The organism is Streptomyces sp. WG7, assembly GCF_049975785.1.
In the GTDB taxonomy this organism is placed as follows: domain Bacteria; phylum Actinomycetota; class Actinomycetes; order Streptomycetales; family Streptomycetaceae; genus Streptomyces.
In genome coordinates, this window is record NZ_JBNGGE010000013.1 from 86062 (window position 1) to 111452 (window position 25391).

The 25391-nt window shown below is 71.2% G+C and carries 24 protein-coding genes and 7 pseudogenes; 10 read left to right on the forward strand and 21 right to left on the reverse strand.

Features of this window, described 5'->3' with window-relative positions:
* Positions 1 to 32: 32 nt before the first annotated feature.
* Together ACP4J0_RS16175 and ACP4J0_RS16180 are read right to left on the reverse strand one after the other, a co-directional pair.
* Positions 33 to 557 carry a hypothetical protein gene (locus ACP4J0_RS16175; RefSeq protein ID WP_426599370.1) on the reverse strand — a complete coding sequence of 175 codons (525 nt, stop codon included), beginning with the start codon at positions 555 to 557 and terminating at the stop codon, positions 33 to 35.
* Positions 554 to 2275, reverse strand: a complete 1722-nt coding sequence (locus ACP4J0_RS16180) for a PHP domain-containing protein (RefSeq protein WP_426599371.1) — start codon at positions 2273 to 2275, stop codon at positions 554 to 556. The genes ACP4J0_RS16175 and ACP4J0_RS16180 overlap by 4 nt, the downstream gene beginning before the upstream one ends.
* Positions 2276 to 2425: 150 nt before the next feature.
* On the opposite strand from ACP4J0_RS16180, the gene ACP4J0_RS16185 reads away from it, so the two are divergent.
* Complete coding sequence (locus ACP4J0_RS16185) at positions 2426 to 3010, forward strand: TetR/AcrR family transcriptional regulator (protein ID WP_426599372.1); 585 nt, start codon at positions 2426 to 2428, stop codon at positions 3008 to 3010.
* 107 nt (positions 3011 to 3117) lie between these two features.
* Here ACP4J0_RS16185 and ACP4J0_RS16190 read toward each other — a convergent pair.
* Positions 3118 to 3515 (reverse strand): annotated as a pseudogene (locus ACP4J0_RS16190) (VOC family protein).
* Between the two features lie 92 nt (positions 3516 to 3607).
* Here ACP4J0_RS16190 and ACP4J0_RS16195 point away from each other — a divergent pair.
* On the forward strand, positions 3608 to 4597 hold the full coding sequence (locus ACP4J0_RS16195; RefSeq protein ID WP_426599373.1) for a helix-turn-helix transcriptional regulator: 990 nt from the start codon (positions 3608 to 3610) through the stop codon (positions 4595 to 4597).
* Positions 4598 to 4613: 16 nt separating this feature from the next.
* On the opposite strand, the gene ACP4J0_RS16200 is transcribed toward ACP4J0_RS16195, so the two are convergent.
* The 7 genes and pseudogenes from ACP4J0_RS16200 to ACP4J0_RS16230 all read right to left on the reverse strand — a co-directional run bounded on the left by ACP4J0_RS16200 (position 4614) and on the right by ACP4J0_RS16230 (position 11050).
* Entirely contained in the window at positions 4614 to 5468 is an 855-nt protein-coding gene (locus ACP4J0_RS16200; protein WP_426599374.1) for an isocitrate lyase/PEP mutase family protein, read from the reverse strand.
* Complete coding sequence (locus ACP4J0_RS16205) at positions 5465 to 5938, reverse strand: hypothetical protein (protein ID WP_426599375.1); 474 nt, start codon at positions 5936 to 5938, stop codon at positions 5465 to 5467. The genes ACP4J0_RS16200 and ACP4J0_RS16205 overlap by 4 nt, the downstream gene beginning before the upstream one ends.
* 108 nt (positions 5939 to 6046) lie before the next feature.
* A complete protein-coding gene (locus ACP4J0_RS16210; RefSeq protein WP_426599376.1) occupies positions 6047 to 7099 on the reverse strand; it encodes a rhamnogalacturonan acetylesterase in 1053 nt (350 codons plus the stop codon).
* Positions 7096 to 8246: pseudogene (locus ACP4J0_RS16215) on the reverse strand (glycoside hydrolase family 43 protein). Before ACP4J0_RS16215 ends, ACP4J0_RS16210 begins: the two are co-directional and overlap by 4 nt.
* A gap of 136 nt (positions 8247 to 8382) precedes the next feature.
* A complete protein-coding gene (locus ACP4J0_RS16220) occupies positions 8383 to 9042 on the reverse strand; it encodes a response regulator (protein ID WP_426599377.1) in 660 nt (219 codons plus the stop codon).
* On the reverse strand, positions 9039 to 10217 hold the full coding sequence (locus ACP4J0_RS16225) for a sensor histidine kinase (protein ID WP_426599378.1): 1179 nt from the start codon (positions 10215 to 10217) through the stop codon (positions 9039 to 9041). Before ACP4J0_RS16225 ends, ACP4J0_RS16220 begins: the two co-directional genes overlap by 4 nt.
* Complete coding sequence (locus ACP4J0_RS16230; RefSeq protein WP_426599379.1) at positions 10214 to 11050, reverse strand: CPBP family intramembrane glutamic endopeptidase; 837 nt, start codon at positions 11048 to 11050, stop codon at positions 10214 to 10216. Before ACP4J0_RS16230 ends, ACP4J0_RS16225 begins: the two co-directional genes overlap by 4 nt.
* Before the next feature lie 174 nt (positions 11051 to 11224).
* Here ACP4J0_RS16230 and mmuM point away from each other — a divergent pair, with 174 nt between their 5' ends.
* Positions 11225 to 12133 (forward strand): homocysteine S-methyltransferase, encoded by a 909-nt coding sequence (mmuM, locus tag ACP4J0_RS16235; RefSeq protein WP_426599380.1) that lies wholly within the window; start codon positions 11225 to 11227, stop codon positions 12131 to 12133.
* A gap of 75 nt (positions 12134 to 12208) precedes the next feature.
* On the opposite strand, the gene ACP4J0_RS16240 is transcribed toward mmuM, so the two are convergent.
* From ACP4J0_RS16240 to ACP4J0_RS16250, 3 genes and pseudogenes are all read right to left on the reverse strand, one after another.
* Entirely contained in the window at positions 12209 to 13240 is a 1032-nt protein-coding gene (locus tag ACP4J0_RS16240; protein WP_426599381.1) for an alpha/beta fold hydrolase, read from the reverse strand.
* A gap of 25 nt (positions 13241 to 13265) precedes the next feature.
* Positions 13266 to 13406: pseudogene (locus ACP4J0_RS16245) on the reverse strand (DUF664 domain-containing protein); the annotation flags it as partial.
* A gap of 38 nt (positions 13407 to 13444) precedes the next feature.
* Positions 13445 to 14071 (reverse strand): class I SAM-dependent methyltransferase, encoded by a 627-nt coding sequence (locus ACP4J0_RS16250; RefSeq protein WP_426599382.1) that lies wholly within the window; start codon positions 14069 to 14071, stop codon positions 13445 to 13447.
* Positions 14072 to 14157: 86 nt separating this feature from the next.
* Between ACP4J0_RS16250 and ACP4J0_RS16255 the strand changes: the two genes are divergently transcribed.
* Positions 14158 to 14766: a helix-turn-helix domain-containing protein gene (locus ACP4J0_RS16255; protein ID WP_426599383.1), complete on the forward strand. Its 609-nt coding sequence runs from the start codon at positions 14158 to 14160 to the stop codon at positions 14764 to 14766.
* Between the two features lie 417 nt (positions 14767 to 15183).
* Here the strand turns inward: ACP4J0_RS16255 and ACP4J0_RS16260 are convergent, their stop codons facing one another.
* Positions 15184 to 15549 carry a hypothetical protein gene (locus ACP4J0_RS16260; RefSeq protein ID WP_426599384.1) on the reverse strand — a complete coding sequence of 122 codons (366 nt, stop codon included), beginning with the start codon at positions 15547 to 15549 and terminating at the stop codon, positions 15184 to 15186.
* A gap of 166 nt (positions 15550 to 15715) precedes the next feature.
* Here ACP4J0_RS16260 and ACP4J0_RS16265 point away from each other — a divergent pair.
* Positions 15716 to 16060, forward strand: a pseudogene (locus ACP4J0_RS16265) (IS5/IS1182 family transposase); the annotation flags it as partial.
* 85 nt (positions 16061 to 16145) lie between these two features.
* Here ACP4J0_RS16265 and ACP4J0_RS16270 read toward each other — a convergent pair.
* A complete protein-coding gene (locus ACP4J0_RS16270; protein WP_426599385.1) occupies positions 16146 to 16817 on the reverse strand; it encodes a hypothetical protein in 672 nt (223 codons plus the stop codon).
* A gap of 71 nt (positions 16818 to 16888) precedes the next feature.
* Here ACP4J0_RS16270 and ACP4J0_RS16275 point away from each other — a divergent pair.
* Together ACP4J0_RS16275 and ACP4J0_RS16280 are read left to right on the forward strand one after the other, a co-directional pair.
* Positions 16889 to 17223: pseudogene (locus tag ACP4J0_RS16275) on the forward strand (transposase); the annotation flags it as partial.
* 443 nt (positions 17224 to 17666) lie between these two features.
* Positions 17667 to 19055 carry a vanadium-dependent haloperoxidase gene (locus tag ACP4J0_RS16280; protein WP_426599386.1) on the forward strand — a complete coding sequence of 463 codons (1389 nt, stop codon included), beginning with the start codon at positions 17667 to 17669 and terminating at the stop codon, positions 19053 to 19055.
* Between the two features lie 70 nt (positions 19056 to 19125).
* On the opposite strand, the gene ACP4J0_RS16285 is transcribed toward ACP4J0_RS16280, so the two are convergent.
* Complete coding sequence (locus tag ACP4J0_RS16285) at positions 19126 to 19563, reverse strand: peptidoglycan-binding domain-containing protein (RefSeq protein WP_426599387.1); 438 nt, start codon at positions 19561 to 19563, stop codon at positions 19126 to 19128.
* Positions 19564 to 19969: 406 nt separating this feature from the next.
* Positions 19970 to 20329 (reverse strand): DUF6463 family protein, encoded by a 360-nt coding sequence (locus ACP4J0_RS16290; protein ID WP_426599388.1) that lies wholly within the window; start codon positions 20327 to 20329, stop codon positions 19970 to 19972.
* 244 nt (positions 20330 to 20573) lie between these two features.
* Here ACP4J0_RS16290 and ACP4J0_RS16295 point away from each other — a divergent pair.
* Both ACP4J0_RS16295 and ACP4J0_RS16300 read left to right on the forward strand, forming a co-directional pair.
* Positions 20574 to 20693 (forward strand): annotated as a pseudogene (locus ACP4J0_RS16295) (transcriptional regulator); the annotation flags it as partial.
* Positions 20690 to 20821 (forward strand): annotated as a pseudogene (locus tag ACP4J0_RS16300) (DUF397 domain-containing protein); the annotation flags it as partial. The pseudogenes ACP4J0_RS16295 and ACP4J0_RS16300, both read left to right, overlap by 4 nt.
* Before the next feature lie 65 nt (positions 20822 to 20886).
* Here the strand turns inward: ACP4J0_RS16300 and ACP4J0_RS16305 are convergent.
* Positions 20887 to 22383 (reverse strand): carboxylesterase/lipase family protein, encoded by a 1497-nt coding sequence (locus ACP4J0_RS16305; RefSeq protein ID WP_426599389.1) that lies wholly within the window; start codon positions 22381 to 22383, stop codon positions 20887 to 20889.
* A 159-nt stretch (positions 22384 to 22542) separates the two neighbouring features.
* On the opposite strand from ACP4J0_RS16305, the gene ACP4J0_RS16310 reads away from it, so the two are divergent.
* Positions 22543 to 22881: an STAS domain-containing protein gene (locus tag ACP4J0_RS16310; RefSeq protein ID WP_426599390.1), complete on the forward strand. Its 339-nt coding sequence runs from the start codon at positions 22543 to 22545 to the stop codon at positions 22879 to 22881.
* 71 nt (positions 22882 to 22952) lie between these two features.
* Here the strand turns inward: ACP4J0_RS16310 and ACP4J0_RS16315 are convergent, their stop codons facing one another.
* Genes ACP4J0_RS16315 through ACP4J0_RS16325 form a run of 3 tightly spaced genes read right to left on the reverse strand, consistent with a single transcriptional unit; the run spans position 22953 to position 25165 of the window.
* Positions 22953 to 23867: a glutamate ABC transporter substrate-binding protein gene (locus ACP4J0_RS16315; protein WP_426599391.1), complete on the reverse strand. Its 915-nt coding sequence runs from the start codon at positions 23865 to 23867 to the stop codon at positions 22953 to 22955.
* A 36-nt stretch (positions 23868 to 23903) separates the two neighbouring features.
* Positions 23904 to 24707 carry a hypothetical protein gene (locus ACP4J0_RS16320; protein ID WP_426599392.1) on the reverse strand — a complete coding sequence of 268 codons (804 nt, stop codon included), beginning with the start codon at positions 24705 to 24707 and terminating at the stop codon, positions 23904 to 23906.
* The gene (locus tag ACP4J0_RS16325; protein WP_426599393.1) at positions 24704 to 25165 is read right to left on the reverse strand and encodes a hypothetical protein; all 462 of its coding nucleotides are present in this window, start codon (positions 25163 to 25165) and stop codon (positions 24704 to 24706) included. Before ACP4J0_RS16325 ends, ACP4J0_RS16320 begins: the two co-directional genes overlap by 4 nt.
* Between the last annotated feature and the right edge of the window lie 226 nt (positions 25166 to 25391).

Here is a 25391-nt window from a genome sequence, read left to right on the forward strand (position 1 = left end):
CCACCGGGGGGTTTTCCCCCGTGCGGACGTCGTCAGTGGTCCGCACAGCACGGCGTCGGGTCGGGGTCCTCGAAGGGCACCAGGGTGCCGCCCGCCGCGGGCATGGCGGACAGGACGAGACGGCCGTTCTGCCACTGCGGTCGGACGTGTTCCCGGGTCACCAGCCTCATGTCCGGGTCCGGTTCGCCCGGTGTGCCCAGTACGGTCACCCGGTCGATCGCGGAGCGCGCGAGCAGCTCCGCGAGCGTCAGTGTGCCGGTGAGGGCGCCCGCGCCCGGGTAGAGGACGGCGCGGCCGACCTCGTCCGGGGCGCCGTCGCGGACCTCGTACCCCTGGGCGGTGAGCCGGTCCCGGGCGGTGCGCAGGACCGGCTCCCGTTCGGCGGCCAGCGACAGGGCGACGCGCGGGCGGCCGTCCCGCACCAGGTGCGTGCAGCCGAAGACGCCCTCGGGGAGGTCGAGTTCGGCCGCGAGCGCCTCGAGCAGGTGGTCGGCCTCGCGCAACGTCGCCGCGTCGGTGTCGATGCCGATGACGTACGGCGCGGAGGGCTGCGTCACGACGGCAGGATCCACACCGGGTTGGAGTAGAACCACAGGTCGCGCCACGGGTCGGCGTCCCCCACGACGTCGATGGCGGGACCGGCCGGGTCGACCTTCGCGCCCAGCGCGCCGACGGCGGACCGGTTGCCGTCGGTGCCCCGCGTACGGAGGTAGACGGGGCGGTCGACGCGGCCGAGGTCGTAGGTGAGCCGGACGGTGCCGGTGTCCTTGTTCACCTCGTACGACTTGACCACCCGGGCCGTCGGCGCGGTGAAGGTGTCCTTGTCGGCGACCTCGCCGGTCACGTCGCCCTGGATGACGTCGACCCGGGCCAGCTTCGGGGTGAACCCGGCCCAGTTGGGGCCGCCGGCCAGGGCCACGTCCATGGACAGGGTGACCCGGGTGCCCTTGCGGACGTGCAGGGCGCCGCCGAGCGTGGCCCAGCGGCCGCCGCCGGACACGCGCACGTCGAGGCCGCTGATGAGCTGGCCGTGGTCGACCCAGATGCGGCCGGCGCGGATGCCGTCCATGACGGCGGCGTAGTTGAAGCCGTCGGAGCCGACGTGCGTACGGCTGTACTGGCCCGGCCAGTAGTCGCCCTCGGTGACGTCGATCCGGCCGGCGTAGACCGGGTCGTCGTAGCGGCCGTTGGCGTTGAAGTCGCCGCCGCCGCGCGCGGCGGTGTCGCCGTACACCTGGTGGGAGTCGGAGTTGGCGGTGATCCACCAGGGGCGGCCCTCGGCGAGCAGGCTGTCCCACAGGCCGCCGACGGTGGCGGTCATCCAGTCGAAGCCGCCCCAGGTGCGGTAGCTCTCCAGCGGGTAGCCGGGGAAGGAGTTGGCGCCGGGGCTGCCGTCGTAGATGCCGCGGGCGCGGCCCATGCCGAGCGGCTTCGGCAGGCCGGCGGCCTGGTGGCCGGGGGCGCCCTCGAAGCCGACCGCGATCTGCCGGTCGCCGGTGCCGGTGGCGTCGCGCCAGGCGCGGATCTCGTGCGGGGAGTCGATGCCCTTGCGCGCCGGGTGGTTGGCGAGCATCAGGGCGTCCTTGACCTTGCGCCGCTTCACCTGGTCGGCGAGGAAGGAGAGTCCGGCGACGGCGAGGGCCTCGTTGGCGGGCGTGGAGGCGGTGGCGCCCTTGACTCCGCCGTCGTAGCCGGTCTCGAACTGCTTGAGGACGGAGACCTCGTTCTTGCCGGGGTGGACGAAGACCGTGCCGTGCTCGGCGGCCGGGATGTTCCACTCCAGGCCCTGGAAGACGAGGGTGTCCTCGTAGGTGTCGCGGGCCTCGCGGATGTCCGGGTTGACCTTCTCCACACCGATCTTGGCGTGGGTGACGCTGCCGTGGTCGGTGATGACCATCCAGTCCATGCCGTGCCGGGCGCCCTGGCGGACCTGGTCGACGACGCGGTACTTGCCGTCGCTGCTGTACTGGGTGTGGATGTGGTGGTCGCCGGCGAGCCAGAGGAAGCCCTTCTTGCGGCGGCCGTTGCCCGCGGCCTGCGCGGGGGCGGCGGCCGCGGTCTGGGCGAGGACGGTGCCGGCGGCCAGTCCGGCGCCGAGCAGACCCGCACGGCGCAGCAGACCGCGGCGCGACTGCTGTTCGGGGCTCAGGGCCTCGTCGGGGACGCTGGTGTCGAAGGCGGCGGGCAGGGGCTGCGCGGCCTCGTGGTCGTGGTCGTGCGTGTGTGCGTGTCCGTGGTGGTGATGGCCGTGCCCGTGACCGTGTCCGTGCCCCATGAAGTTCCTCCTGGATACCGCCGCCGTGCGCGGCTCCGAGGAGAATCGAGGCAGAAGATGAACGTTTAACGACTCGGAGATGAGCCCCGCCTGCCGCCCTGCCTGCTCTAGCATGAAACCTAGGATCCCTAGGAAGAGGGAAGGTGGCCCATGCCCCGAGCGGGCCTTACGACCGAACGCGTCGTCGCGGCCGCCGCCGACCTCGCCGACGAGGCCGGGTTCGAGAGTGTCACCGTCTCCGCGCTCGCCCGACGCTTCGGGGTGAAGGACGCGAGCCTGTACACACACGTCAGAAACCTCCAGGACCTGCGCGTCCGGGTCGCGCTGCTGGCCGGCGGCGAGCTGATCGAGGAGATCGCGGCGGCCGTGGCCGGCCGGGCCGGGAAGGAGTCGCTGGCCGCCTTCGCGGGCGCCTACCGCTCGTACGCCCTGCGCCACCCCGGCCGCTACGCCGCGACGCAGATCCGCGTCGACCAGTCCGTCGCCGCCGGCTCCCCCGCCCTGCGCCGCACCGCCGAGATCACCTACGGCATGCTGCACGCCTACGGCCTCACCGAGCCCGACCTCACCGACGCCGTACGCCTGCTGCGCAGCACCTTCCACGGCTACTGCGCGCTGGAGGCCGCCGGCGCCTTCGGTGCCCCGCGCGACGTACAGGCCTCCTGGGAGAAGGCGGTCGACGCCCTGCACGTGGCGCTGGAGCACTGGCCGCGCGAGCGGACGGACGCGGCCTGAGGGGTTCCTCGGGACCTTCCGGCACTCGGTGACCGCGTTCACCGGGAGCACCGGGAGCGCCGGGAGTCCTGGGATCCCAGGGCTCCCGGTGCACGCTCTGCGTGGCGTCAGCGTGAGAACTTCTCGACGGCCGCCGGGGTGACGGGGGTGAAGAAGTTGACGAGGTTGCCGTCGGGGTCACGGAACAGCAGTGACCGGTTGCCCCAGGGCATCGTGGTGGGCCCGTTGACGAAGTCGGTGACGAAGCCGGTCAGGTTCCGGTGAACACGGTCCACGTCGTCGACGAGGAACTCGGTGATCACGCTGTGGTTGTCCGCCGGGCTGGCGGAGCCCGGGGCGAACAGCGGGACGGTGCGGGTGCCGGCGATCGCGAGGGTGGCCCCTCGGTCCTGAGTTCGGCGAAGTCCTCGGTGGCCCACGTCGCCCGCGCCCCGGTGGCTCGCTCGTAGAACTCGACGAGGCGTGCCACGTCCCTGGTGATGATGCGGATCGAGACGAAGTCCATGGGATCTCCTTGGCTGTACTGGAGGCGTGCACCGCGCAGGCCAGGAGAGATAGTGGACAGAATCGGTCCTGTATCCGCGTTAGGCTGCGAACATGTCCCGACCCACTGGCCGCGTGCTGACGCTCCTGGAGCTGCTGCAGTCGGGCGGCACCCGGACGGTGGCCGAACTGGCCGACCGGCTGGGTGTCGAAGGACGCACCGTGCGGCGCTATGTGGACCAGCTGATCGACCTGGACGTGCCCGTGGAGTCGGTGCGCGGCCGCTACGGCGGGTACCGGCTCGCCCCCGGCTACCGCCTGCCTCCGCTCATGCTCAGCGACGACGAGGCGCTGGCCGTGCTGCTCGGCCTGGTCGCCGGCCGCCGAGCAGGGCTGACGACGGCGCAGCACACGGCGAGCGAGACGGCGTCGGCGAAGATCCGGCGGGTGCTGCCCAAGCACATCGCCCGTCGGCTCGACACCCTCCTGGAGTCCCTCGCCTTCACGGAGCGGCCCGGAGAGTCCGCCACCCCCGACGCCGGGGTTCTGCTCACCGTCGCCGACGCGGTGCGCCACCGCCGACCGGTCTCGATCCGCTACACCGACCGCGACGGACGGCGCAGCGAGCGCACACTGCACGCGTACGGGATCGTCGCCCATGCGGGCCGGTGGTACGTCACGGGCGCGGACGCCCGGATCGGCGAGGACCGGACCTTCCGGCTCGATCGCATCGCGGACGCGCGGACCCTGCCCGGCTCGTTCGAAGCGCCCGCGGGCCCCGCTCCGGCACAGCGTGTGGTGTCAGCGTTCGCCACGGCCGAGTACCGGCACGAGGTGACCCTGCGGATCCACGGGACGGTCGAGCAGATCCGCGCCCGCCTGCCCGCCGGCGTCGCGAGCCTGGAGGAACACGAGCCCGTGGCGGGCGGGGACCGGGCGGCCGAGCGCTGGCTGCGCGTCGAGCTGCGGGCCGAGCGGCTCGACTGGCTGCCCCCGGTGCTCGCCTCACTCGACCGGCCGTTCGTCGTCGAGCGCCCCGATGAACTGCGCGACCTCGTCCTCGCGTTCGCCGATCGCCTCACGTCCTACGCCCGCCAGGCCTGACGGCGACGAACCGGTGTCATGGGACGGCCCGCCGGAGGACCGGTCGGCTCAGGGCCCGCACCTCGTCGTACGCGGGCGTCGCGCCGCCCGGGGACCGGCCCGCACCGATGTCGGCCGCCGCCTGGAGGGCCGCGCCCAGCGCCCGCCGGTACAGCAGCGAGCCGAGGCTGACGCGGCCCACGCCGAGGTCGGCGAGGTGCGGCAGCGAGGGGCCGGTGGGCGAGTAGAGGACGTTGAGAGGCACGTCGAAGTGCGCGGCCAGGGCCGCGATCCCGCCGGGGTCGGTGAGGCCCGGGACGAAGACGCCGTGGGCACCGGCCTCGCGGTAGGCCTCCAGGCGCCGCACCGTCTCCGCCGCGCGCCCCTCACCGCCTGCGTCTCCGTCGCCCGCGCCTCCGCCCTCGGCTTCGCCCTCGCCCTCGCCCTCGCCTTCGCCTTCGCCTTCGCGGAGCCAGTACGTGTCCGTGCGCGCGTTGACGAACAGGCCGGGGGCCGCCGTTCTGACCGCGGCGATCTTGGCCGCGTGCCGGTCGGCGGGGCCCAGAGCGTCCTCCAGGTTGATTCCGACCGCTCCGGCCGCCGCCAGCCGCCGCGCCAGCTCCCCCACCTCGTCGGGGTCGTCGCTGAAGCCGTCCTCCACGTCGACGGAGAGCAGGAACGGCGCCGAGCCCAGGGTGACGGCCAGCCGCAGCGTCTCCTCGCGGGTCGCCGACGCCCCGTCCGGCAGCCCGCTCGCCGCCGCGACGCCCAGGCTGGTCGTACCGATGGCCCGGAAGCCCTGCCCTGCGAGGGCGAGCGCGGAGGCGTGGTCCCAGGCGCACGGCAGCAGCAGGGGTTCGCCGGGGCGATGGAGGCGGGCGAAGGCGGTCACGACAGATCGCCCACCGCGTCGGCGTAGTACACGGATTCGGTGAGGTGCACGGCGAGTTCGCGGAAGCTCCAGCCCTCGCCGGGCGAGTGGTCGAGCTGCTCGTCGGTGAGCGCGTCGAGGCGGTTGGCCCAGATCCGGGCGAGCCGGACGAGGCGGCTGCGGGCCTCGTCGAGGTCCTCGGCCGTGAAGGGGGACCGGTCCGCGTCCGTGGTGATCATGGAGGCGTGCCAGTGGTCGGGCTGGGTCTCCTCGCCGGCCAGCCGGGCCTCCAGCTCGGCGAGGTGGTCGACCATGTGGTCGGCGACCCGGCGGATCGCCTTGTGCGGGGTGTAGACGCGGCCGTCGACGTGCGCGGGCCGCCCGTCCCACCGGGTCCAGGTGGCGGCCAGGGCGAGGACGTGGTCGACCATGCCGGTGACCGCGGCGGCGGGCGTGAGGGGGACGGTGGTGGCGGTGTTCGTGTCGCTCATGTCCCCCACGCTAGGGGCCGGTTGTTTCGGTGCGCGCCGAAGTGTCCCCGTCCCCCGCGCGCGGGTGGTCCGGCCTCCGGCTGCCCTTCGCCGCCGGAGGCCGGACGCTCACCGTGCCCGTACCGTGCCGCGCGGTACCAGGTGCTGGGCGACCAGCTCGTCCCGTACCAGGCCCGCGTAGACGGTGGCGCCGTGCGCGGACGTGTGGGTGTTGTCCCGTTTCTCGTCGGTGAGGTAGAGGGCCTTGGAGCCCTCCACGCCCAGGGACTCCACGAGCGCCTTGGTCTTCGCGGTCAGGTCGATCAGGGGCACGCCCCCGGCGGCGGCGACCGAGCGGATGACGGCCGGGTGGTCGACGCCGAGTCCGTTGACGAGGAGGGCGGTGCCGTTGTTCAGGGTGCCGTCGGCGTTGAACCAGCGGCGCACGACCGGCGTGACGAGGACGGGCCGGCCGCCGCGCTCCCGCACGCCCGCCACCAGCGTCTCGAGGTTGGCGCGGTAGGTCGCCCCGTCGGTCGTCTTGTCGTTGTGCGCGAGCTGGACGAGCACGAGGTCCCCGGGCCGGATCCGTGCCCGCACGGTGCCCCACAGCCGCTGGTCGGCCAGGTAACTGACCGTGCTCTCCCCGGAGTCGGCGTGGTTGGCGACGGACAGGCCCTTGCGGAGGTACCGCGGCAGCTGCTGGCCCCAGCCGGAATAGGGCTCCCCCGGCTGGTCGCAGACCGTGGAGTCCCCGACGAACAGGACCTGCCGCGCGTGCCGGGCGGGTGTCACCCGGATACCGGCGAGGGCGGGCGCCGAACCGCCGATCACCAGGTCCAGGCCCGGGCTGCCGTCGGGTCCGGTGGGCTCACCCTCGGGCGTGCGCACGTCGACGGTGAAGCTCCGGGCGACCCGCTCACCGGCCCCGGTGGCCGTCTCCGCGAGCAGCGACCGCCCGGTCTCACCGCCGATGGCGGTCCGGGCGGCATCCTCGCCCCCGAGCAGCACCTTCACGTCGTACGTGCCCGGCGGGACGTCGAAGTGGCAGGCCGTGGCGGTGCAGTCGGCCATCCCGTGGGCGCCGTCCTGTGCCCCGGTCCGGGCCTGAGCGGGTACGGCGGTCAGGGCTCCGGCGGCCAGCGCGACGGCGACCAGGGTGACGGCGGCTGAACGTCTCACGCCCGCCCCCGCCCCGCGTGGTCGGCGACCGGGACGCCGAAGTCCGGTGTGCCGTCCGCCTTCCAGCCGAACCGCTGGATGCGGGTGTGCCGGTTGGGGTCGTCGAGCGGGTCGCCGTCGATCTCCTTGTACTGGCGGGCGTGGTAGACGAGGACATCGGTGCGGCCGTCCCGGTCGACGGTGAAGCAGTTGTGGCCGGGGCCGTACTGGCCGGTGGCGTCGTTGCTGGTGAAGACGGGCGTCGGCGACTTCGACCAGTTCGCGGGGTCCATCAGGTCGGCGTCCGCGTCGACGGTCAGCAGGCCCATGCAGTAGTTGGCGTCGGTGGCGCTGGCCGAGTAGGTCATGAACAGGCGGCCGTTGCGGGCGATGACCGACGCGCCCTCGTTGACCTTGAAGCCGACGCACTCCCAGTCGTACTCGGGTGTGGAAGCCGTATCTGAGGGCCCTTCAGCGTCCAGGCGTTCTCCATCTCGGACAGCCACAGGGCGGTGTTGTTGTCCATGCCGGGCTCGTACTGGGCCCAGGCGAGATAGCGGGTGCCGCGGTGGGTGAAGGTCGTGGCGTCCAGGGAGAAGGTCTCCCAGGCCGTCTTCACCTGGCCGCGCTCCACCCATGTGCCCCGGAAGGGGTTGGGGTGGGAGTTCTCCAGGACCCAGATGCGGATGTCCCAGACGCGCTCGGCGGGCGCGGCGGCGAAGTAGATGTACCACTTCCCGCCGACGCGGTGCATCTCCGGCGCCCAGATGTGCGCGCCCATGTCGCCGGTGGCGTGTTTGCGCCAGATCACGGACTCGCGGGCGGTCGCGAGACCGTCCAGGGTGCGGGAGCGGCGCAGGATGATGCGGTCGTACTCGGGGGCGGTCGCCGTGAAGTAGTAGAAGCCGTCGGTGTGCCGGCGGATGTGCGGGTCGGCGCGGTTGCGGACGAGCGGGTTCACGTACGGGGCCGCCTTCCTCGGCGTGGCGGAGGCGGACGCGGCGGTGGCGGCGGACGCGGCGGCGGGGACGGCGGCCAGGGCCCCCGCGACCGCGGCGCCCTTCAACAGCAGGCGTCGCCCCGGGGCTGCGGGCCCGTCAGGCGAAACGGGCTGACCGGACCGGCTGGGCCGGCTGGGCTGGGCGGGCTGATCGTCGGCGCGGCTCATGCGGGCTGCCTCTCGACAGGGCGCCCGACACGACTGGTTCGTCATGTCGAACACCATCTGTGATTACGAACGTCGAAAAGGTAAGGGTGTGGCATGGAGAGGTCAACGGGTCGGACGCCGATAGCCGAGCGGCGCGTCAGTTCACCAGGCCGTGGCGGTAGGCGTAGACGACTGCCTGGACCCGGTCGCGCAGACCGAGTTTGGCGAGGATGCGGGACACGAAGGTCTTGACGGTCTCGGGGCTGATCACGAGGGCCGCGGCGATCTCACTGTTGGACAGGCCGTCCGCGATGAGGCGGAGGACCTCTGTCTCCCGGGGGGTCAGCGGGGTGTCGCGCGGGGTGCCCTCGGCGGGCCGGATGCGGGCGGCGTACCGGCCCACGAGCCGCCGCGTCACGTCGGGGTCCAGCAGTGCCGCGCCCATGGCCACGGTACGGATGCCGTGCAGCAGCCGGTCCGGCGGCGCGTCCTTGAGCAGGAACCCGCTCGCTCCGGCGCGCAGCGCCTCGTACACGTACTCGTCCAGGTTGAACGTCGTCACCACGAGCACCTTGACGGGATGTGCCACCCCGGCACCGGCCAGCAGGCGGGTCGCCTCGATGCCGTCGAGCACCGGCATGCGGACGTCCATGACCACGACGTCCGGGCGCAGTTCGCCGGCCAGGTCGACCGCGGCCCGGCCGTCCCCGCACTCGCCCGCCACCTCCAGGTCGGGCTGGGCGTCGATGATCGTCGCCAGCCCGGTGCGGATCAGTACCTGGTCGTCGCAGACCAGGACCCGGACCGGCGCGCTCATGACGGGCTCCCCGCGGGTATGCGGGCACGGACGACGAAGCCGCCGCCCTCCCTGTGGTCCGCGCTGAAGTCGCCGCCCAGGACGTCGACCCGTTCACGCAGACCGGCCAGGCCCCGTCCGCTTCCGCCGGGCGACGCGGCCCGCGAACCGGACCCGTCCGTGCCGACCTCCACGGTGATCTCCCTTTCGCCGTGGTGCACCAGGACCGAGGTGCGGCTGCCGTGGTCGTACTTGAGGGCGTTCGTCAGGGCCTCCTGCACGACCCGGTAGGCCACGAGGTCCGCGCTGCCGGTCGAGGTGGGCGGCGTGCCCTCTTCGGTGAACTCCACCGGCTGCCCGGCCCGTCGGGTCTGCTCGACGAGGGTGAGCAGCCTGCCGACGGGCGGCGTCCTGCTCTCGCTGCCGTGGTCGGTGCCGAGCGGGGTGCCGTGGTCGGGGTTGAGCAGGTCGAGGAGGTGCCGCAGGTCGGTGATGGCCCGCCGGCCGGTGTCGCTGACGGCGGTCAGGCTCTGGTCGAGGCGCTCGGGCGCGGCGGTCAGATACCGTGCCGCCTCGGCCTGGACGACCATCGCCGTCACGTGGTGGGTCACGACGTCGTGCAACTCGCGTGCGATACGCGTGCGTTCGGCGGCGCGGGCGTCGTCGGCGACACGGGCCCGGCGCTCGGCCTCCGCGGCCCGGACGGAGCGCATCCACACGCCGACACCCCACGCGAGGACCATGGCAAGGTAGAACGTCACGAACTCGGCCGCCGGTTCCCCCGGACCGCGCCGGTGGAGCACCACGGCAAGCGGCACGTACGCCACGGACAGGACGACCAGGGTGACCCGCCGGTACCGCTCCAGATAGGACCCCGCGCTCAGCAGCGCGATGGGCAGCGCGGTACCCGCGATCAGGTGGTACCCGTTGATCTGGTCGACGGCGAAGCCGGTCGCGACCAGGGCGAGGCAGAGCACCGGCCACCGCCGGCGAAGGGCGAGCGGAAGACACTGGAGGACGAGCGCCGCGCCGCCCAGCGCGTCGAGGGACTGGGTCGGCAGACCGCCGACCTCCGTCCCGTTGCCGCGCAGCCCCGGCAGGAGCGACGAGACGAGGAGCAGCACCCCGAAGGGGAGATCCCGGACCGTGACGTCGAGCCGGTGCCACAGCTCCAGAATCCGCCGACGACCGATCACCGGGAAAGTGTAGCGGTGGAATCGACACGCGCCGCGCGCCGGGAGCGGGGCACGATGTTGCCGCGCCGGTGGGCCAGCCACAGGAACACGATCGTCAGCAGCGCTCCGAAGCCGACCGCGTAGACGCTGCCCTCCGGTCCGAATGCGCCGCCGGTGAGCAGCTTCGGACCCGACATCGCGGTGTCCAGCAGGCCATGGCTGGCGCCGTTTCCGGACACCTCGGTGCTGAAGATGCCGGCCGCGGCGAAGTTCCAGCCGAAGTGGACGCCGATCGGGACCCACAGGTTGCGGGTGGCGGCGTACGCGGCGGCGAGCATGAAGCCGGCCTCGATGGCGATGGCGATCGCGCCCCACAGGGTCGCGTTCTCGTTGATCAGGTGCGAGAGGCCGAACACGACGCCGGTCAGGGCCAACGCGATGTACGTACCGGTGCGCTCCTCGATGATCCTGAACAGCACACCGCGGTACACCACTTCCTCGGCCACGGCCACGCCGGCCATGAAGCCGACCAGCCCCAGCGCGCCCGTCACCGAGCCCAGGCCGTCGATCTCGTAGTGCCCGGCGACGAGGAGGTTCGCGATGACTGCCGAGAACATCCCGACACCGATCACGATCCCCCACCCGGTCTTGCCCACGGCACCCTTCCGGGCCACGTCCAGGGCCGGCCGGTGCTCGGTGCGCCGCACCACCCACCCGTACACGAGCACCGCGAGCGCGGCCGAGGTGAGACCGACGACGAGCGTGAGCCAGTCGTTCTCCTTCACCGCCATGACGGCACTTCCGCTGATGGCGTAGATCGCCATGACGGCGAGGAACTGCCAGACAAACCTCACGGGAGAACTCCTTGACTCCAAGACCGGGCGGCCCGCGGCCGGAGTGCCGCGGACTGCACCCGACGCTACGGATCCGGCAGCCGAAGATCGTCACCTCACGGTGGACACCTCGCCGTAGCTCTCACGGGGGACAAGACCTCCGGTCCCACCCCGTGGAGTGACTACTGTCGAGCCATGACCAGCGACTTCGCCGACGCCCTCGCCTCCGGCCGCCCCCTCGTGCTCGACGGCGGGATGTCCAACCAACTTGAGTCGGCCGGGCACGACCTGAGCGACGAGCTGTGGTCGGCCCGGCTGCTCGCCGAGGAGCCCGAAGCGATCACCGAAGCACACCTCGCGTACTTCGAGGCGGGCGCGGACGTGGCGATCACCTCCAGCTACCAGGCGACCTTCGAGGGCTTCGCCCGGCACGGCATCGGCCGGGAGCGCGCGGCCGAACTGCTCACCCTGAGCGTGGAGCTGGCCCGGGAGGCCGCCCGCCGGGCCCGGACGGCCCGCCCTCTGTGGGTGGCGGCGTCGGCCGGCCCGTACGGCGCGATGCTCGCGGACGGCTCCGAGTACCGCGGCCGGTACGGGCTCGGCGCCGGGGAGCTGGAGCGCTTCCACCGGCCCCGCCTGGAAGTCCTGGCCGCCGCCCGGCCGGACGTCCTCGCCCTGGAGACGGTGCCCGACACCGAGGAGGCGGCGGCGCTGCTGCGGGCGGTGCGCGGACTCGGCGTGCCCGCCTGGCTGTCGTACACGGTCGTGGGCGGCCGCACCCGCGCCGGTCAGCCGCTGGAGGACGCCTTCGCCCTGGCGGCGGACGCGGAGGAGGTCATCGCGGTGGGCGTGAACTGCTGCGCCCCCGAGGACGTGACGGCCGCGGCCGAGACCGCCGCCCGCATCACCGGCAAGCCGGTCGTCGCCTACCCCAACAGCGGGGAGACCTGGGACGCGCGGGCCAGGGCGTGGCGGGGGCGTTCCTCGTTCGCCCCCGAGCTGGTGCGGAGCTGGCGGGCGGCGGGGGCACGACTGGTCGGCGGGTGCTGCCGGGTGGGCCCGGACTCCATCACGTCGATCGCGTCGGCACCGGCGCCGGAATGAGGCGGCGGCATGAGGCGGCAGTCGTGCGGCCCGCCCGCCAGCGCCGTATCAGGCAGCGTTCGCCTCGTAGTCCCGTCATCCGTCGAGGAAACGCAAGAGCTCCGCGGTGACGAACCGGGGGTTCTCCTCGACGAGCCAGTGCCCGGCGTTCGGCACGTCCACCGCCCGCACGATGTTGGTCATGCGCGGGGCCACGGTGCCCCGGATCGCGTCCAGCTGTCCTTGGGCGGTCATGAGCAGGACCGGGTCGGATATCGGTGCTGCTGCCACGGTGTCGCGGACGTCTTCGTCGAGGGCACGGTAGAGCTCGAAGCCGCCCGACAGGGCCTCGGGCCGCCTGTAGGTCCGTGCGTACTCGTCGATCTCGGCGGCGGTGAACGGGGACCGGTCAGAGGTGCCACCGAACGCCGTTCCCCCGAACGAGACTTGGGGATAGAACAGTGCCAGGTACTCGCGGACGTCGTCGCCCACGACCGTCTCGGGGACCCGTCGCTGGGAGTGGAAGGCGATGTGCCAGCTCAGTGAGCGGTAGGTGGGGGCGTCGATCGCGGGCCCGGGCAGCGGCAGGTCGAGATAGCCGAGGCGTGCGGTGTCGTCGGGGAACTGGCTGGCGTACTGGAACGCCACCGCGGCGCCGAGGTCGTGCCCGATGACACGGGCGTCACTCAACCCGAGTCGATCCGCGATCAGCGTGTGCACGTACCGTGCCAGCGTGGCTTTGTCGTAGCCGGTCGGTGAACCGGTGCTGTCACCCAGTCCGGGAAGGTCGACGGCGTAGACGGTGTGGTGCTCGGCGAGTTCCGGCATGACCGGCCACCAGCTGTACCAGGTCTGTGGCCACCCGTGTATCAGCACTACCGGCGTGCCGCTGCCGCCGGTCACGTAGTGCATACGGACGCCGTCGACGTCGGCGAACTCGTGTCGGAAGGTGTCCTGGAACCGGGGATCGTCGCGGGTGACGGCGGCGTGGGCGGGGACGTCGTCGCCGGTTGCCGGCGGGGAACAGGCCGCGGCGCCGATCGTGAGCAGAAGGGTCAGGACGACGGTTGCCGCCGTGCGCGCGGATCGGAGTAAACGGCGCGGCAGCGCCCGTGGTGCGGTAATCATGGGTTCCTGTCCTGGAGAAGGTGGATCAACGCCCGGTCGTGCCGTCGATGAGTCCGCGGAGGACGTCCGCGTGACCCGCGTGACGGCCGGTTTCCCCGACCATGCGGGTGAGTGCCCAGCGGACGCTGGGAGCGGGGCGGCCCGGCGCGGTGTTGGGCACCGTGGTCTTTCTGCCTGCGCCGGGTGCGGGCGCCGGCCGCCGTGTCATGCGGTGCGGCGGATGAGGAGGACGTGGTCGGTGACCTCCGCGGTGCGCCCGTCCGGTCCGGTCGCGATCCGGCGGGGCGCGTCGGCCCGCTCGACCGTCCATGTCCGCGGGGGCAGGTCGATGCCCTCGGCGACTTCCCGCGGGCCCGGGTAGCGGATGTCGGGATCCTGGTTCCACGACCACGGCGCGGTCGAGCCGTGGTCCACGACCAGCAGCCGTCCGCCCGGGCGCAGTGCGTACGCGGCCGAGCGCAGGACGGTTGCCCGGTCCAGGTCGAAGGGGGTGTGCAGGTAGTGGGCGCAGACCAGGTCGAACGTGCCGGGCGGGAAAGAGCCGTGCAAGTCGGCCCGCACGGTGGCGACGCGGTCGCCCAGGCCGTGTGAGCGGGCGAGGGCGGTGAGCCGCTCCACCGCCACGGCCGAGATGTCGACGGCGGTGACCTGCCACCCCTGGCCGGCGAGCCACAGCGCGTCGCCGCCGTCGCCGCATCCGAGGTCCAGCGCATCGCCGGGCGGCAGGCCCGTCACCGTCTCGGTGAGGCGGGCGTTGGGCCGTGGGCCGCCGGTCGCCGGCCGGTCCGCGTGGACGCCGTCCCAGAACGCGACCGCATCGGTGCTGCTCATCAAGGCTCCTTGTGTCGGTGTGCGTTCAGTCTTGCCAGGCACCTCCGAGGTGGCACGAAATCTTGCGGTTACGGCAAGATGGCCTGATGGATCGCGAGACGGACAACGAAGTGCTCGACTCGGTGGGGCCGCGCCTTCGTGCGCTGCGCCGGGACCGCGGCATCACCCTCGCCGACCTCGCGGCGACGACCGGCGTGTCGGAGAGCACGCTGTCCCGGCTGGAGAACGGGCAGCGTCGGCCGAGCCTGGAGCTGCTGCTGCCGCTGGCCCGCACCTATGACGTTCCGTTGGACGACCTCGTCGGCGCCCCGCGCACCGGCGACCCCCGGATCCACCTCAAGCCGATCAGGCGGTTCGGGATGACCTTCGTGCCCCTGTCCCGGCGACCGGGCGGGGTGCACGCGTTCAAGATGGTGATCCCCGCCCAGCCGGAACCACTCGAACCGACCCCGCAGACCCACGAAGGCTTCGAATGGCTCTACGTGCTCAACGGACGCCTGCGGCTCGTGATCGGCGAGCGCGACCTGACGCTGCCGGCCGGTGAGGCAGCCGAGTTCGACACGTCCTTGCCCCACTGGTTGGGCAGCGCCGACGGCGGCGCGGTCGAGCTTCTCATCCTGTTCGGCCTGCAGGGGGTGCGTGCGCACGTCCGCACCGACCCTCACCGGTCGTCTCAGGCCGAGCGCAGGCTGTGAACTCGAAGAGGGATCCTGCATGCGCGTCGCCGACGCCCGGTGGGCGACCGAGGGGTCTCTCCAGTGCCACATCAGGCAACGTCTGCCTCGTAGTCGGGGACGTGGTTCACGCCGTAGCTGCGGGCTTGGTACTCGTCCGGGCCGTACTCACTCTTCGCCGCCTGGAAACACCTTGCTGGGGTTTTCGACCGGGCTGGTCATGTCGGCCAGGTACTCGTCACCGTGGGCGGCCTCAGCGACACCGGTCCCCTGACCGGGCTGTCCTTTCAGGTCAACTGCTGTGACTGGGCCCTCCATCTGACGAGGTTCGTCGCTTGGTATGCCATGCAGTGAGGTTTTCTCAGAGGCTGAGTTCAACGTCTCTGCGGGATCAGGCGTGGACCACTTCGCGTAGGTGCGGCCTTCGCCTGTAGGCAGTCACACCGGGTCCGGCAGGTCCATGAGCGCGAGTTTGGCCGGGTCGACCAGGGCGGTGACCTCGGTGATGTGGCCGTCGACGACGGTGAACGCCAGGAGGGAAAGCGGGGTGCCGTCCTTGCTCCAGGAGATGACGCCGGGGCGGCCGTTGACGGTGGCCGCATGTCCTCGTGCCGCGCTGCCGGCCACTCGCGCGCGGGTGGCGACTTCGGTGGCTCCGAGCGTGACGAACGTGCCGTTCGGGGTATGGACGGTGAACTTCACTTCGGGGTGGAGGACCTGCAGCAGCTGCTCGAACCGGCCCTCGCGGGCCGCGGCCAGGAAGGTCGCGTTGACCAACTTCTTCAACCGGATCAACCGCACCATCAAGGAACCGGCCGGCCAGACCTGGGGCTGAGCCCAGAGTGGCTCTCGCCCATTGAGGCTTCTCCGGCGAAATGATCTCCGGGTGGGCAAGGAGGCCGGGCAGGCGTGAAGCTCCTGGTAGGACTGGTCTGCCAAGATCGTGTCCCCTAGAACCAGAGGCTTCACGTTGGTCACCTACGTTGCCGCGCTCGATGTCCCACGCCACGTCGTGGAGTTCCCCGCCCGGCTGCTGGCCGCTCACCGACGCGGGATCGGCACCCCGAAGGGCTCTCGTGCCCTGGGCCCGTTCCGCCAGGCAGTACTGGTGCTGCGGTGGTTCCGAGAACACGACTGCGTGCACTGCCTGGCCCGGGATGCCGGGATCTCGCAGGCCACCGGCTACCGCTACCTCCATGAAGGCATCGACGTGCTGGCCGCCCAAGCTCCAGATCTGCACGAAGTGTTGGACCTCTGCCACGCCGAGGGGATGACGCACGTGGTGCTGGACGGCACGCTGATCGCGTGCGACCGGCTGGCCGGGATCCGGGGGAACGGGAACGGCCTGTGTCTTCACTGAGAAAACCTCAGTGACCCGGAAGTCTCCCGGCCCGCTCCGCTCAGAACGACTCGAAGCTCGGCTGTACGGGGCCGATCTCTCCGGCGGCGACCAGCTCCTCAAGATCCTCCGGCTCGAGGTACCGCAGGGCTTCCGGGTCGATGCCGTGGTACCGGTCCACGTCGAGCAGTCGCCGCACGAACGCGAGGGCGAAGGTCGAGAACGGGCCGTCGAAGGTCTCACAGCCCTCTTCGTGGGCCATCGTGACGATCTTCCACCGGTCCGGGTCTGGTCCGCAGGGCACGAAGAAGTGCTCGTCACCACTGTGGTCGAACCCCCACGAGATCAACCCACCGGGTTCGGGGTGAAAAGGGTATGGGACATGCTCGAGATCCCCGGCACCCAGGACCCTGTCTCGACGCTCAGCGAACGCCTGATGCGTCTTGCGCATGCGCTCCAGCAACGGGCTTGGTCCATGCGGGTGAAAGACAACGAGCTCACTGGAGAGGGTCCCGCTGCCGTAGGCATCGAGGAAAGCTTTGAAGTCGCTGGGCAGAGCAGAACCCACGTATTGCTCAACTTCCGCCCAGCCTCCCGGACTCGGACGCCGACCGACGGGCTCGCCCAGCAGGGCCTGCAACTCATCCAACGAGGACACGCACTGCTCCAGCTGCTCAACGGGGATCTGCGCTGCCAACTTAGCCGCGCCAAGTCGATGGGTCGAGTGGCTCAAGGACACATCCAGTGTTAGTACTGCAACGGTCTTTGCTGTGACTGCTGGCCAGCTCGGTCGTCGGTGTGGTTATGGCTGGGGACCTTGCTGATGTCAGGTTGTGGACCGGTGAACTGGACGTGCTGCATGAGCGGTTCGTGCACCGATTCAACCGGGAGGAACCGCGTCAGTCGGCGCTGGCTTCCATGCGGGGACTGGTCGCACCGCTGGAGCGGAAAACGGCTGGACGCTGGCGGAGGAGGCCGGGCACGCGGGTCCCGATCGCATCCGCCGGCTGCTGAACCGGATCGAGCGGGACGCCGATGAGGCCCTGGACGACGTACGCGACTACGTCGTGGAACACCTTGGTGACCGGGATGCCGTCCCGATCGTCGACGCCACCGGGTTTCCGAAGAAGGGCGTCCGTCGGTCGGCACGCGTACGGCCGCCCGTGAGGTCCTGCGGGCCTCGACCTCGATCTGCCGCCTCCGACGGTCCTCCGTGCCATCCGGGCATCGGACGTCCCAGCACGGCAACCTCATCCTGGCCGAGGGAGGCCGGAAGCACGCGCCGCGCTCGACGCGCCGGCGGATCCTGGCCATGCGGACCAGCGGACCAGGTGGCGGGTCGGCGGGTCGGCGGGTCGGCGGGTCGGCGGGTCGGCGGGTCGGCGGGTCGGCGGGTCGGCGGGTCGGCGGAACCTTGGCGGCCTCGGACCGGCATCCCGTTCACCTCGCGCCCCACGTGACTCACGCCACAACAGGGGAATGTGTCCGTCCGTGCCCCCGTGAGCAGGAACGTCGAGATCGGGCGCGGGGAATCACCGTGTTCGCGCCCGCTATCGGATGGAACCGGTCCCACGGAAGGCGGATGCACGTGGCACTCCAACGCACCATCGACAGCGGCAAGTTCAGGACTCCACTTCTCCTCGCCGGAGCTCTGGCGATGGCAGTCGGCAGCCTCGCCGCCGTGCCCGAGCGGGCGATGGCGGCCCAGCAGGCCGAACTGGCGGCGGAGGCCGGGCAGTCCGACCATGTCGTGTACTGGAACAAGGTTCTGGTGGAGAGCTTCCAGGGCCTGAAGGAGGCTGACGCCACTCCGGGGAGTCTGGCACGGGCGGGCGCGATGATGAACGTTGCCGTGTACGACGCTGTCAACGCGATACACCCCATCGGTAAGCCGTACCTCATCAGACCCACGTCCGGTGGGGGCGGGTCCGTCGACGCGGCGATCGACCACGCCGCCTACGGCGTGCTGAGCAGAACGCTGCCCCAACTGGACTTCACCGACGAGCTCGAAACGGCCCTGGCGATGTCGCCGAGCACGACGCCCGAAGCCTTCGCCATTGGCAAGGACATAGGTGAGAAGACCTCAAGGGCGATCACGTTCCTGCGAGAGCGGGACGCCTCTTCCATCAACGTGCCGTACACCCCCGGAGACCAGCCGGGCGACTGGCGCCCCACCAGTCCCGGTGTCCCCCCGCTCACGCCCAACTGGGGTCGAGTGAAGCCCTTCGGGATCGAGTACGGCTCGCAGTTCCGACCGCCCCTGCCCCCAGCCCTCACCAGCGCCCAGTACGCGGCGGAGATGAACGAGGTCAAGGAGTACGGCGGTGCCGACCCCGCCACCACCAAGCGGACGGCGGAGCAGACGGAGATCGCGCATTTCTGGGCCAACGACCTGGACGGCACCTACAAGGCCCCGGGCCACCTCTACGCCCTCACCAACGACGTCGTCGAGAAGCGGTGGCCGGACAGTCGCCCGACGCAGACGGCCCGCCTGTACGCACTGATGTCGATCGCGCTGGCAGACGCCGGCGTAGCCGCCTGGGACGCCAAGTACATCACCGAGGTGGACCTGTGGCGGCCCGAGACTGCCATTCACCTTGCGGACACCGACGGGAACGCGGCCACCACGAAGGACGCTTCGTGGCAGCCTCTCTCGCAGGATCTGGAGGGCAATCACTTCTCGCCACCGTTCCCCGCGTACATCTCCGGACACGCCACCTATGCGGCTGCCTGGGCGGGCATCATGAAGAGGTACACCGGCAGCGACACCTTCGACTACACGCTGGAAGCGACGACGGTGGATCCGTTCGCGAAGGACGCCGTCCGGTCGTTCAACTCGTTCAGCGAGATCGCACGGGAGAACGCGCTCAGCCGCGTCTATCTGGGTGTGCATTTCCGCTCGGACGCCGAACAGGGCACCGTGGTCGGTGACAAGGTGGCCGACTACGTGTACAACAACGCCCTGCGCTGACGGGTCACCCCGTGCGGAAGGGCCCGCCACCTCACGGTGGCGGGCCCTTCCGCACCCCGCGTCGGCGCTCCTACTTCTGGTAGCCGATGCGCAGGACACGCCAGGTGTTGGGGCCGACGATGCCATCGGAGGCAAGGCCCACGTCCTTCTGGAAGGCCTTGATCGCCGTCTCGGTAGCAGGGCCGAAGATGCCGTCCTCAGCGCCCGCGTCATATCCCCAGAGATTGTTCACCAGGCACTGGATCTCTTTCACCCGGTCGTGGTACTGGGAACCGTTGTAGTTGATTCCCACTTCCACGTTCCAGGCCCACGAGTACCCCGCCGTGTAGCCGTTGTAGTTCTCGGTGTCCCGGATGTACGGTGACTCGCAATTGAATCCGCTGGCTGCGGTGACGGGCGCGGAAAGCGTCTCCTCACCAGGCGCCGCCGCCGAGGCCACTCCGGTCAGCGAGGTGCCGACCAGCAGAGCGGAAAAGGCGGTTATGGTGACTCTTCTGCGCAGTGACATGTGAAGTCTTCCTGTGTCTGACCTGACGGCTGTGGACGGCGAACGACGGGACCCTGTCCGCCGGGCCACAGGAACAATCCCTTCCGCTGCTGTGGTCCACGCCACGCGTCAGGACCGACGCTCGCCACCAACTTCCTCTGTGTCCCGAGGCGTCACTTCGCGAGGCGGTATCGCGTGATCGGCACCCTCGGATCCTGCCACCGGCCACAGACAGAGCCCGATCCCGGAATCGCCGGGGGCCGAGCCCGTACGGGGCGGGTTCGGGTCCTCCTCGCTGACAAGGGGCCTGGTCAGGGAGTTCCGTTCGGATCTTGCCGGGGTCGCGGGTCTGGCACGCCCATCTGCGGCGTTGTCGTCGACTGCAAGGCACCGCTGCCTGGGGTCGGCCTGATCCGAACGACAGCTTCTAACCGCGCAGCGACCTGCGCAGCAGGAGGCCGCCTATACCCGCCAGGGCGGGGAAGCCGCTCTTCGGCATCATCGCGGTGCCCGTCGCACCGACAACGGTCAGAACGACGCCTGCGGCGCGCTGGGCCGGGACGTCCTCGTGTTCCTCCGCGGCCCGCAGCAGCCGGCCGCCCATCCACAGGGCGGGCGCGGCGGCCATGAACCAGAAGGCCGCGGCCCGGTCACCCCGGTCAGGCACGGAGTCGATGAGGCCTTCGCGCGCCATGTCGACGAAGACGTCGCGGTAGGTCACCGCCCCGAGGACCCCGTGACCGATGCCGACAACCTGGAGCCAGCGCCCGGCTGAACGTCGCTTCATGGGCTCATCGTACGAATCCGGCGTCCTGTGCGCATGCGACCTCGGGCCGATACCGCCTCCCTCCGACGACCGAGATGGCGAACCCCGGAGACGGATGTGGCCGCCCGGGTGCGCGTGCCGGCATCCGTCCGTGGCGCAGGAGTCACCTGCCTTCCTCAGGCCGGGCCTGGTGCGACCGTGGGGCGAGGTCTGGCCGCGCCGGCTCCCAGGCTTGGGAGGCCGCCGTATCCCGGTTGCCGCCGCGGTCGTCGCTACCCCCGACGAGGTGGCCATTCCTACTCAGAGGTGTGCGATGCTGCGGTCCCAGGTCCTCACGCCCGAGGACACGAGGGGCCTCCTGGGCCGTCTCCTGGGAGAGCAATGAGCAGCACCGAACCGCGTCGGTTCAAGTCGAGTTACGGCGGCAGTGACGGCGGCAACTGCATCGAAGTCGCCCACGAGTGGCGCGAGTCCAGCTACAGCGGCAGCGAGAGCGGCGACTGCGTAGATGTCGCCACCCAACCCACCACCATCCACATCCGCGACTCCAAGACCGACGACCCCACCGCCCCCCCACATCACCGTCGGGCCGGCCGTCTGGACCGCATTCCTCGCATGGTGACGTCGGCCTGCCACAGGTCGAACTGGGCGTCGCGCGGGCCGTACGCCGTGTGCGCGGCGCCGGTGCCGAAGACCCGCACGGGGTGCGTGGCGTCCCACGCCGCCCAGCCCGGGTCGCCGGACTCGGCGAACCGCACCCACGCCCCGTGCATCTCGTCGGCCAGCTCCTGCGGAGCGCCCTCGCCCGCGAGCCGGCGGGAGTCCGGGGTGTCCCCCGAGTCGAAGACGAAGCCCAGCTCCAGTGCGTGGCAGGCGCCGAGGCCGGGCAGGTTGGACGGCCAGGCGAACTCGTAGACGTACGACGATCCCGGCCGGGCGTCGGCCAGGCGGTGCATCGGCATGCGGAGCAGGTGGTCGGTGACCAGCTGCCCGACGGTCTCGGCGGCGCCCGCGTGCATCGCCCGGTAGCCGCGTACGACCTCGTTGCCGCAGTGGCAGCGGGCGCGGGCGCCCGCCAGGGCCACGGCGCCGAGCCGGTCGACGCGTTCGAGGAGGCCGCCGGGTACCAGCCAGAGCCGGTACTCGTCGCGGGTCCAGCCCATCATCAGGTCGGTGCCGAGCGCGGCCCGGCCCTCGACGAGCGCCTCCAGGGGGTCGCGGGGAACGACGTCCCCGTCGACGACGATCCCGAAGGCGGGTCCGCCGAGTACGGGGCTGCTGAACCTGCCCACGTCGGCCTGGGCGCGCAGCAGCTGGGCCCGGTCGGCGGCGGCGAAGGCCTCGGCGGTGGCGGGGATCCTCAGGCGGGAGGCCATGCGGCGGACCATCCGCCGTACCTTGTCGCGGTCGGAGGCCTCCGGTGCCCCGCTCTGCAGCACGGCCCGCCGGAACAGCCCCTGGGCCTGCGGAGCGGCGAGCAGCGCGCCGGTGCTGATCGCACCGGCCGACTGACCGGCGACGGTCACCCGGTCGGGGTCGCCGCCGAAGGCCGTGATCGACTCCCGCACCCACTCCAGGGCGGCGAGCTGGTCGCGCAGTCCGGCGTTCGCGGGGGCGTCCGGGAACAGTCCGTAGCCCTCGATGCCCAGCCGGTAGTTGATCGACACGCAGACCAGTCCGTCGCGGGCGAAGGTGCGGCCGTCGTAGACGGGTACGGCGGAGGAGCCCCTGGTCAGGGCGCCGCCGTGCAGCCAGACCAGGACGGGCAGGCGGGCGCCGGGGTCCGGCTCGGGGGTCCAGACGTTGAGGTTGAGGCAGTCGTCGCCGGGAATCTCCGGGTCGGAGAGGTACTGGGCGAAGGCCTCGGAGTACGGCGGTTTCGGCGCCGTGGGGCCGAAGGAGCCCGCGTCGCGTACTCCGTCCCACGGCTCGGGCGGCACGGGCGGGCGGAACCGGCGGGGCCCGAAGGGAGGCGCCGCGTACGGAATGCCACGGAACACGGCGACGCCGTGCTCGTACCTGCCTCGTACGGCCCCGTACGGCGTACTGACCACGGGGTGTGTCCGGCCTGTCATCACACGCTCACCAGCCCTTCGCCGCGCTGATGGACTGCTCATGCCAGAGCGTCCCGGCGAGCGGATCTATTCCGGACGTCCCGATCGGCGCCGCTGAGGGACAATGGCTGAGAGACACTGAAGGCACGTACGCCCGCTTGTGCTGCCGAGGAGGCCGTCGTGAGCGTCGACCCTCATCGCCCCGACCTGTCCCCACCCGTGAGGATCGTGGAGGCTGACGGCCAGCGCGCAGTCCTGGCCTTCTCCGGTGACCTGGACGCCCCCGCGCTGCGCGTACTGGAGGAGCTCCTCCTCGACCACCGTCTGCAACAGCCCAGCACATGGACCCTGGAGATGAGCGACCTGGAGCACATCGACCTGGCCTGTGCCTACGCGCTCCTGCGCGTGGTCACCCGGGCCCCCGAACCGGCCGCCCTCACCGTCCGCGGGGCCCGCCCGGCCGTTCACCGGACCCTGCGGCACGCCGGCCTCGACACCGTCACCGCCTACGAGGAGTAACCGGCCGGCGACCCGTCCGGTAGCCCGTCACCGCGACCGGTCCGGTCTGTCGTCCGGCGCCGGGGTGGCTGTCAGCCGTCCAACTGCGCGTTGCCCGGTTCGTCGCGGCAGGAGTAGGTGTCGATGTCGTCGTCGTTGGGCCTGGCCTTGTCGCGGATGGCCTTGGGGACCTGGGGCAGGTTGTTCTGGAAGTCCTGGTCCCAGTCGTTGCTGCGCGCGTAGTCCATGAGGGCCTGCTGGAGCTTCTTGCAGTCGTCCCGGTGGCCCTTGGCCATGGCGATGCCGTAGTCGTTGAACGGGCCGAACGACAGGCCTTTCCGGACGGTGAGACTGGGGTCGTCCTCCATGAATCCGTAGAGGATCAGCTGGTCGGTGGAGACGGCGTCGACCGTCTCCTCCCGCAGTCTTCTGACGCAGTCCCGGGCGTCCGTCTCCGTGACGGTGCGGATGTCGCCGTACGCCTTTCTCTTGAGCTCCGCCGCGGAGGTGGTGCCTTCCCAGACGCAGACGAGCCGTCCGTTGAGGTCGCTGAGGTGCTTGTAGCGTGCGGCGTCCTCGGTCCGTACGAGGACGCCCTGTTGGGTCGAAGCGTAGGGGCCCACGAAGTCGAGTCCCTCGCCGTGTCCCGATTCCGACTTCGGCGTCATCCTGTCCTTCGTGATCGAGTAGGTGGCCGCGATGAGCTGGACGTCTCCCTCGTGCAGGGCGCGGGCGCGGTTCTTGGACAGGACGCCTTCGAAATCGACGGACTCGACGCCCACTCGGTCGAGCACTTCCCGGGCGACCGTGATGTCGAACCCGTTGAACTCGCCGTCGTGGGGTGAGTAGCTCGTGCCCGGCTGGTCGCCCTTGGCGCCGACCTCGATCCTCCCGTCGGCGAGCAGCGAAGGGGGCTCCGAGGAGCAGCCGGCGAGGGCGGCTCCCGCGAGGGCCGCCGCGGTGATCCCGATGCGGATCGTGCGGGAACGACGCCCCGTTTCACTCATGAACGGTCCTCCTGGTCGTCGTGGTTCAGTCGTGCTTCAGTCGTTGTGCAGCGTTCCGCGGGCCTGCGCGAGGCGCATGGAGCAGCCCGTCTCCGGATGTACGGCGACCTCGAACCGGAGTGCCCCCTGGCGCCCGCCGAGGTCGAAGTCGACGGTCGACTGCGCGGGCACCTCCCGCGTGTTCGGGGTGACGCCCGGGGTGGCGGCGGTGATCGTCGCCGTGGTCCTGCCGACGCAGGTGGGTGTGCTCGGATCGTCGTCGACGATGGTCAGCTTCAGTCGCAGCTTGTCCCGTACGTCGTCGAGGGCCGGCCGCGCCATCTCCACCGTGAGTGTGCCGCCGGCGTCGCCCACGGGCTGCGTGCCGCCGATGGACATTTCCACACCGACCTCGCCGGTGCGGTCGACGACCGCCCAGGCGAACGCGCCGCCGAAGGAGCAGAGCAGGGCGGTGCCTACGAGGACGGCGCGGACGATACCGCGCCGCCGTTCGTCGGCGGCCTGCTGCTCGGCGTCGCGGGTCTCCCCGGTCCGGTCGGCCGGGTACAGGGCGGCGGCACCGGCGATCAGCAGGGCGAGGGGCGCGAGGACGTAGAACCACACGTACTGGGTCTGCGGGCCGCCGGGCCAATGGGCTACGGCGTAGACGACGTAGCCGATGGTCCAGGCGATGACGAGGAAAACGGACAGAGAGGGCCACGTGAGGAGCGCGGAGTGTTTTAACCACCGATTGAACGTGGCGTAGGGACCGACAGTGCCGATCACGATCTGACCGTTGCCGCTGCCGCTGACGTTGCCGACCTCGCAGGTCCCGCCCGCGCCGGGGCCGTCGGAGCTCACCTTCCGTCCCCGTGACGGCTGCCGCCGCCGAAGTTGAAGGTGGCGCCGTCCCCCACCGAGCCGATGGCGGCCGAGTTCGGGCCGTGGGCCGTGACGTGGTAGGTGCGGGTGGGCGCCGGTGCGGCTGCCAGGAGGTCCGCCAGGCGGGCCTGGTCCGGACGGCGGTCCCGCTGTTCGCCGAGCCACGCCGTCAGGGCCGCGGCCAGCCGCTGCCTGTCCTCGGGGGAGAGTTCGCCGAGCAGTCGGTCGGCGCGCTGTTCGCTGCCGCCCTCGGGGAGGGCGAGCGGGGTGTCCTCGCCGCCGCGGCGGAAGAGTCGGCGGAAGTAGCCCTGGCCCGCGTCGATCGACCCGTCCGTGACGCGCTGTGCGGCGCTCGCCACCATGGCGACGCCCAGGGTTTCGGCCGCCAGCGCGAAGTAGGTGGCGAGCTCGGCGGAGATTTCAGGAAGACTGGTCATGGACGCCCCCGTCAATGGCCTTTAATACACTGCTTCGTTACCGTCAACTTACTTATGGTAAAGGTTGTTGACTTTTCTGACAGGTGTTCCGGTTATGTTCCGCATGGGCGTGCGTGAGGCCCGACCGGGCGTGTGCGACCGGCAGGACCGACTCGCCTCACCCGGGACCTCCTCACCGAATCCCCTCATTCCTTCACCCGGGTAGCTCAACGAGCCGGCGGTCCGG

Coding starts and splice junctions, on each gene's coding strand:
- ACP4J0_RS16180 (WP_426599371.1), bottom strand. CDS start 2,275: ATGGGGCACGGACACGGTCACGGGCACGGCCATCACCACCACGGACAC.
- ACP4J0_RS16185 (WP_426599372.1), top strand. CDS start 2,426: ATGCCCCGAGCGGGCCTTACGACCGAACGCGTCGTCGCGGCCGCCGCC.
- ACP4J0_RS16195 (WP_426599373.1), top strand. CDS start 3,608: ATGTCCCGACCCACTGGCCGCGTGCTGACGCTCCTGGAGCTGCTGCAG.
- ACP4J0_RS16205 (WP_426599375.1), bottom strand. CDS start 5,938: ATGAGCGACACGAACACCGCCACCACCGTCCCCCTCACGCCCGCCGCC.
- ACP4J0_RS16220 (WP_426599377.1), bottom strand. CDS start 9,042: ATGAGCGCGCCGGTCCGGGTCCTGGTCTGCGACGACCAGGTACTGATC.
- mmuM (WP_426599380.1), top strand. CDS start 11,225: ATGACCAGCGACTTCGCCGACGCCCTCGCCTCCGGCCGCCCCCTCGTG.
- ACP4J0_RS16240 (WP_426599381.1), bottom strand. CDS start 13,240: ATGATTACCGCACCACGGGCGCTGCCGCGCCGTTTACTCCGATCCGCG.
- ACP4J0_RS16250 (WP_426599382.1), bottom strand. CDS start 14,071: ATGAGCAGCACCGATGCGGTCGCGTTCTGGGACGGCGTCCACGCGGAC.
- ACP4J0_RS16255 (WP_426599383.1), top strand. CDS start 14,158: ATGGATCGCGAGACGGACAACGAAGTGCTCGACTCGGTGGGGCCGCGC.
- ACP4J0_RS16260 (WP_426599384.1), bottom strand. CDS start 15,549: ATGGTGCGGTTGATCCGGTTGAAGAAGTTGGTCAACGCGACCTTCCTG.
- ACP4J0_RS16280 (WP_426599386.1), top strand. CDS start 17,667: ATGCACGTGGCACTCCAACGCACCATCGACAGCGGCAAGTTCAGGACT.
- ACP4J0_RS16285 (WP_426599387.1), bottom strand. CDS start 19,563: ATGTCACTGCGCAGAAGAGTCACCATAACCGCCTTTTCCGCTCTGCTG.
- ACP4J0_RS16290 (WP_426599388.1), bottom strand. CDS start 20,329: ATGAAGCGACGTTCAGCCGGGCGCTGGCTCCAGGTTGTCGGCATCGGT.
- ACP4J0_RS16305 (WP_426599389.1), bottom strand. CDS start 22,383: ATGACAGGCCGGACACACCCCGTGGTCAGTACGCCGTACGGGGCCGTA.
- ACP4J0_RS16315 (WP_426599391.1), bottom strand. CDS start 23,867: ATGAGTGAAACGGGGCGTCGTTCCCGCACGATCCGCATCGGGATCACC.
- ACP4J0_RS16325 (WP_426599393.1), bottom strand. CDS start 25,165: ATGACCAGTCTTCCTGAAATCTCCGCCGAGCTCGCCACCTACTTCGCG.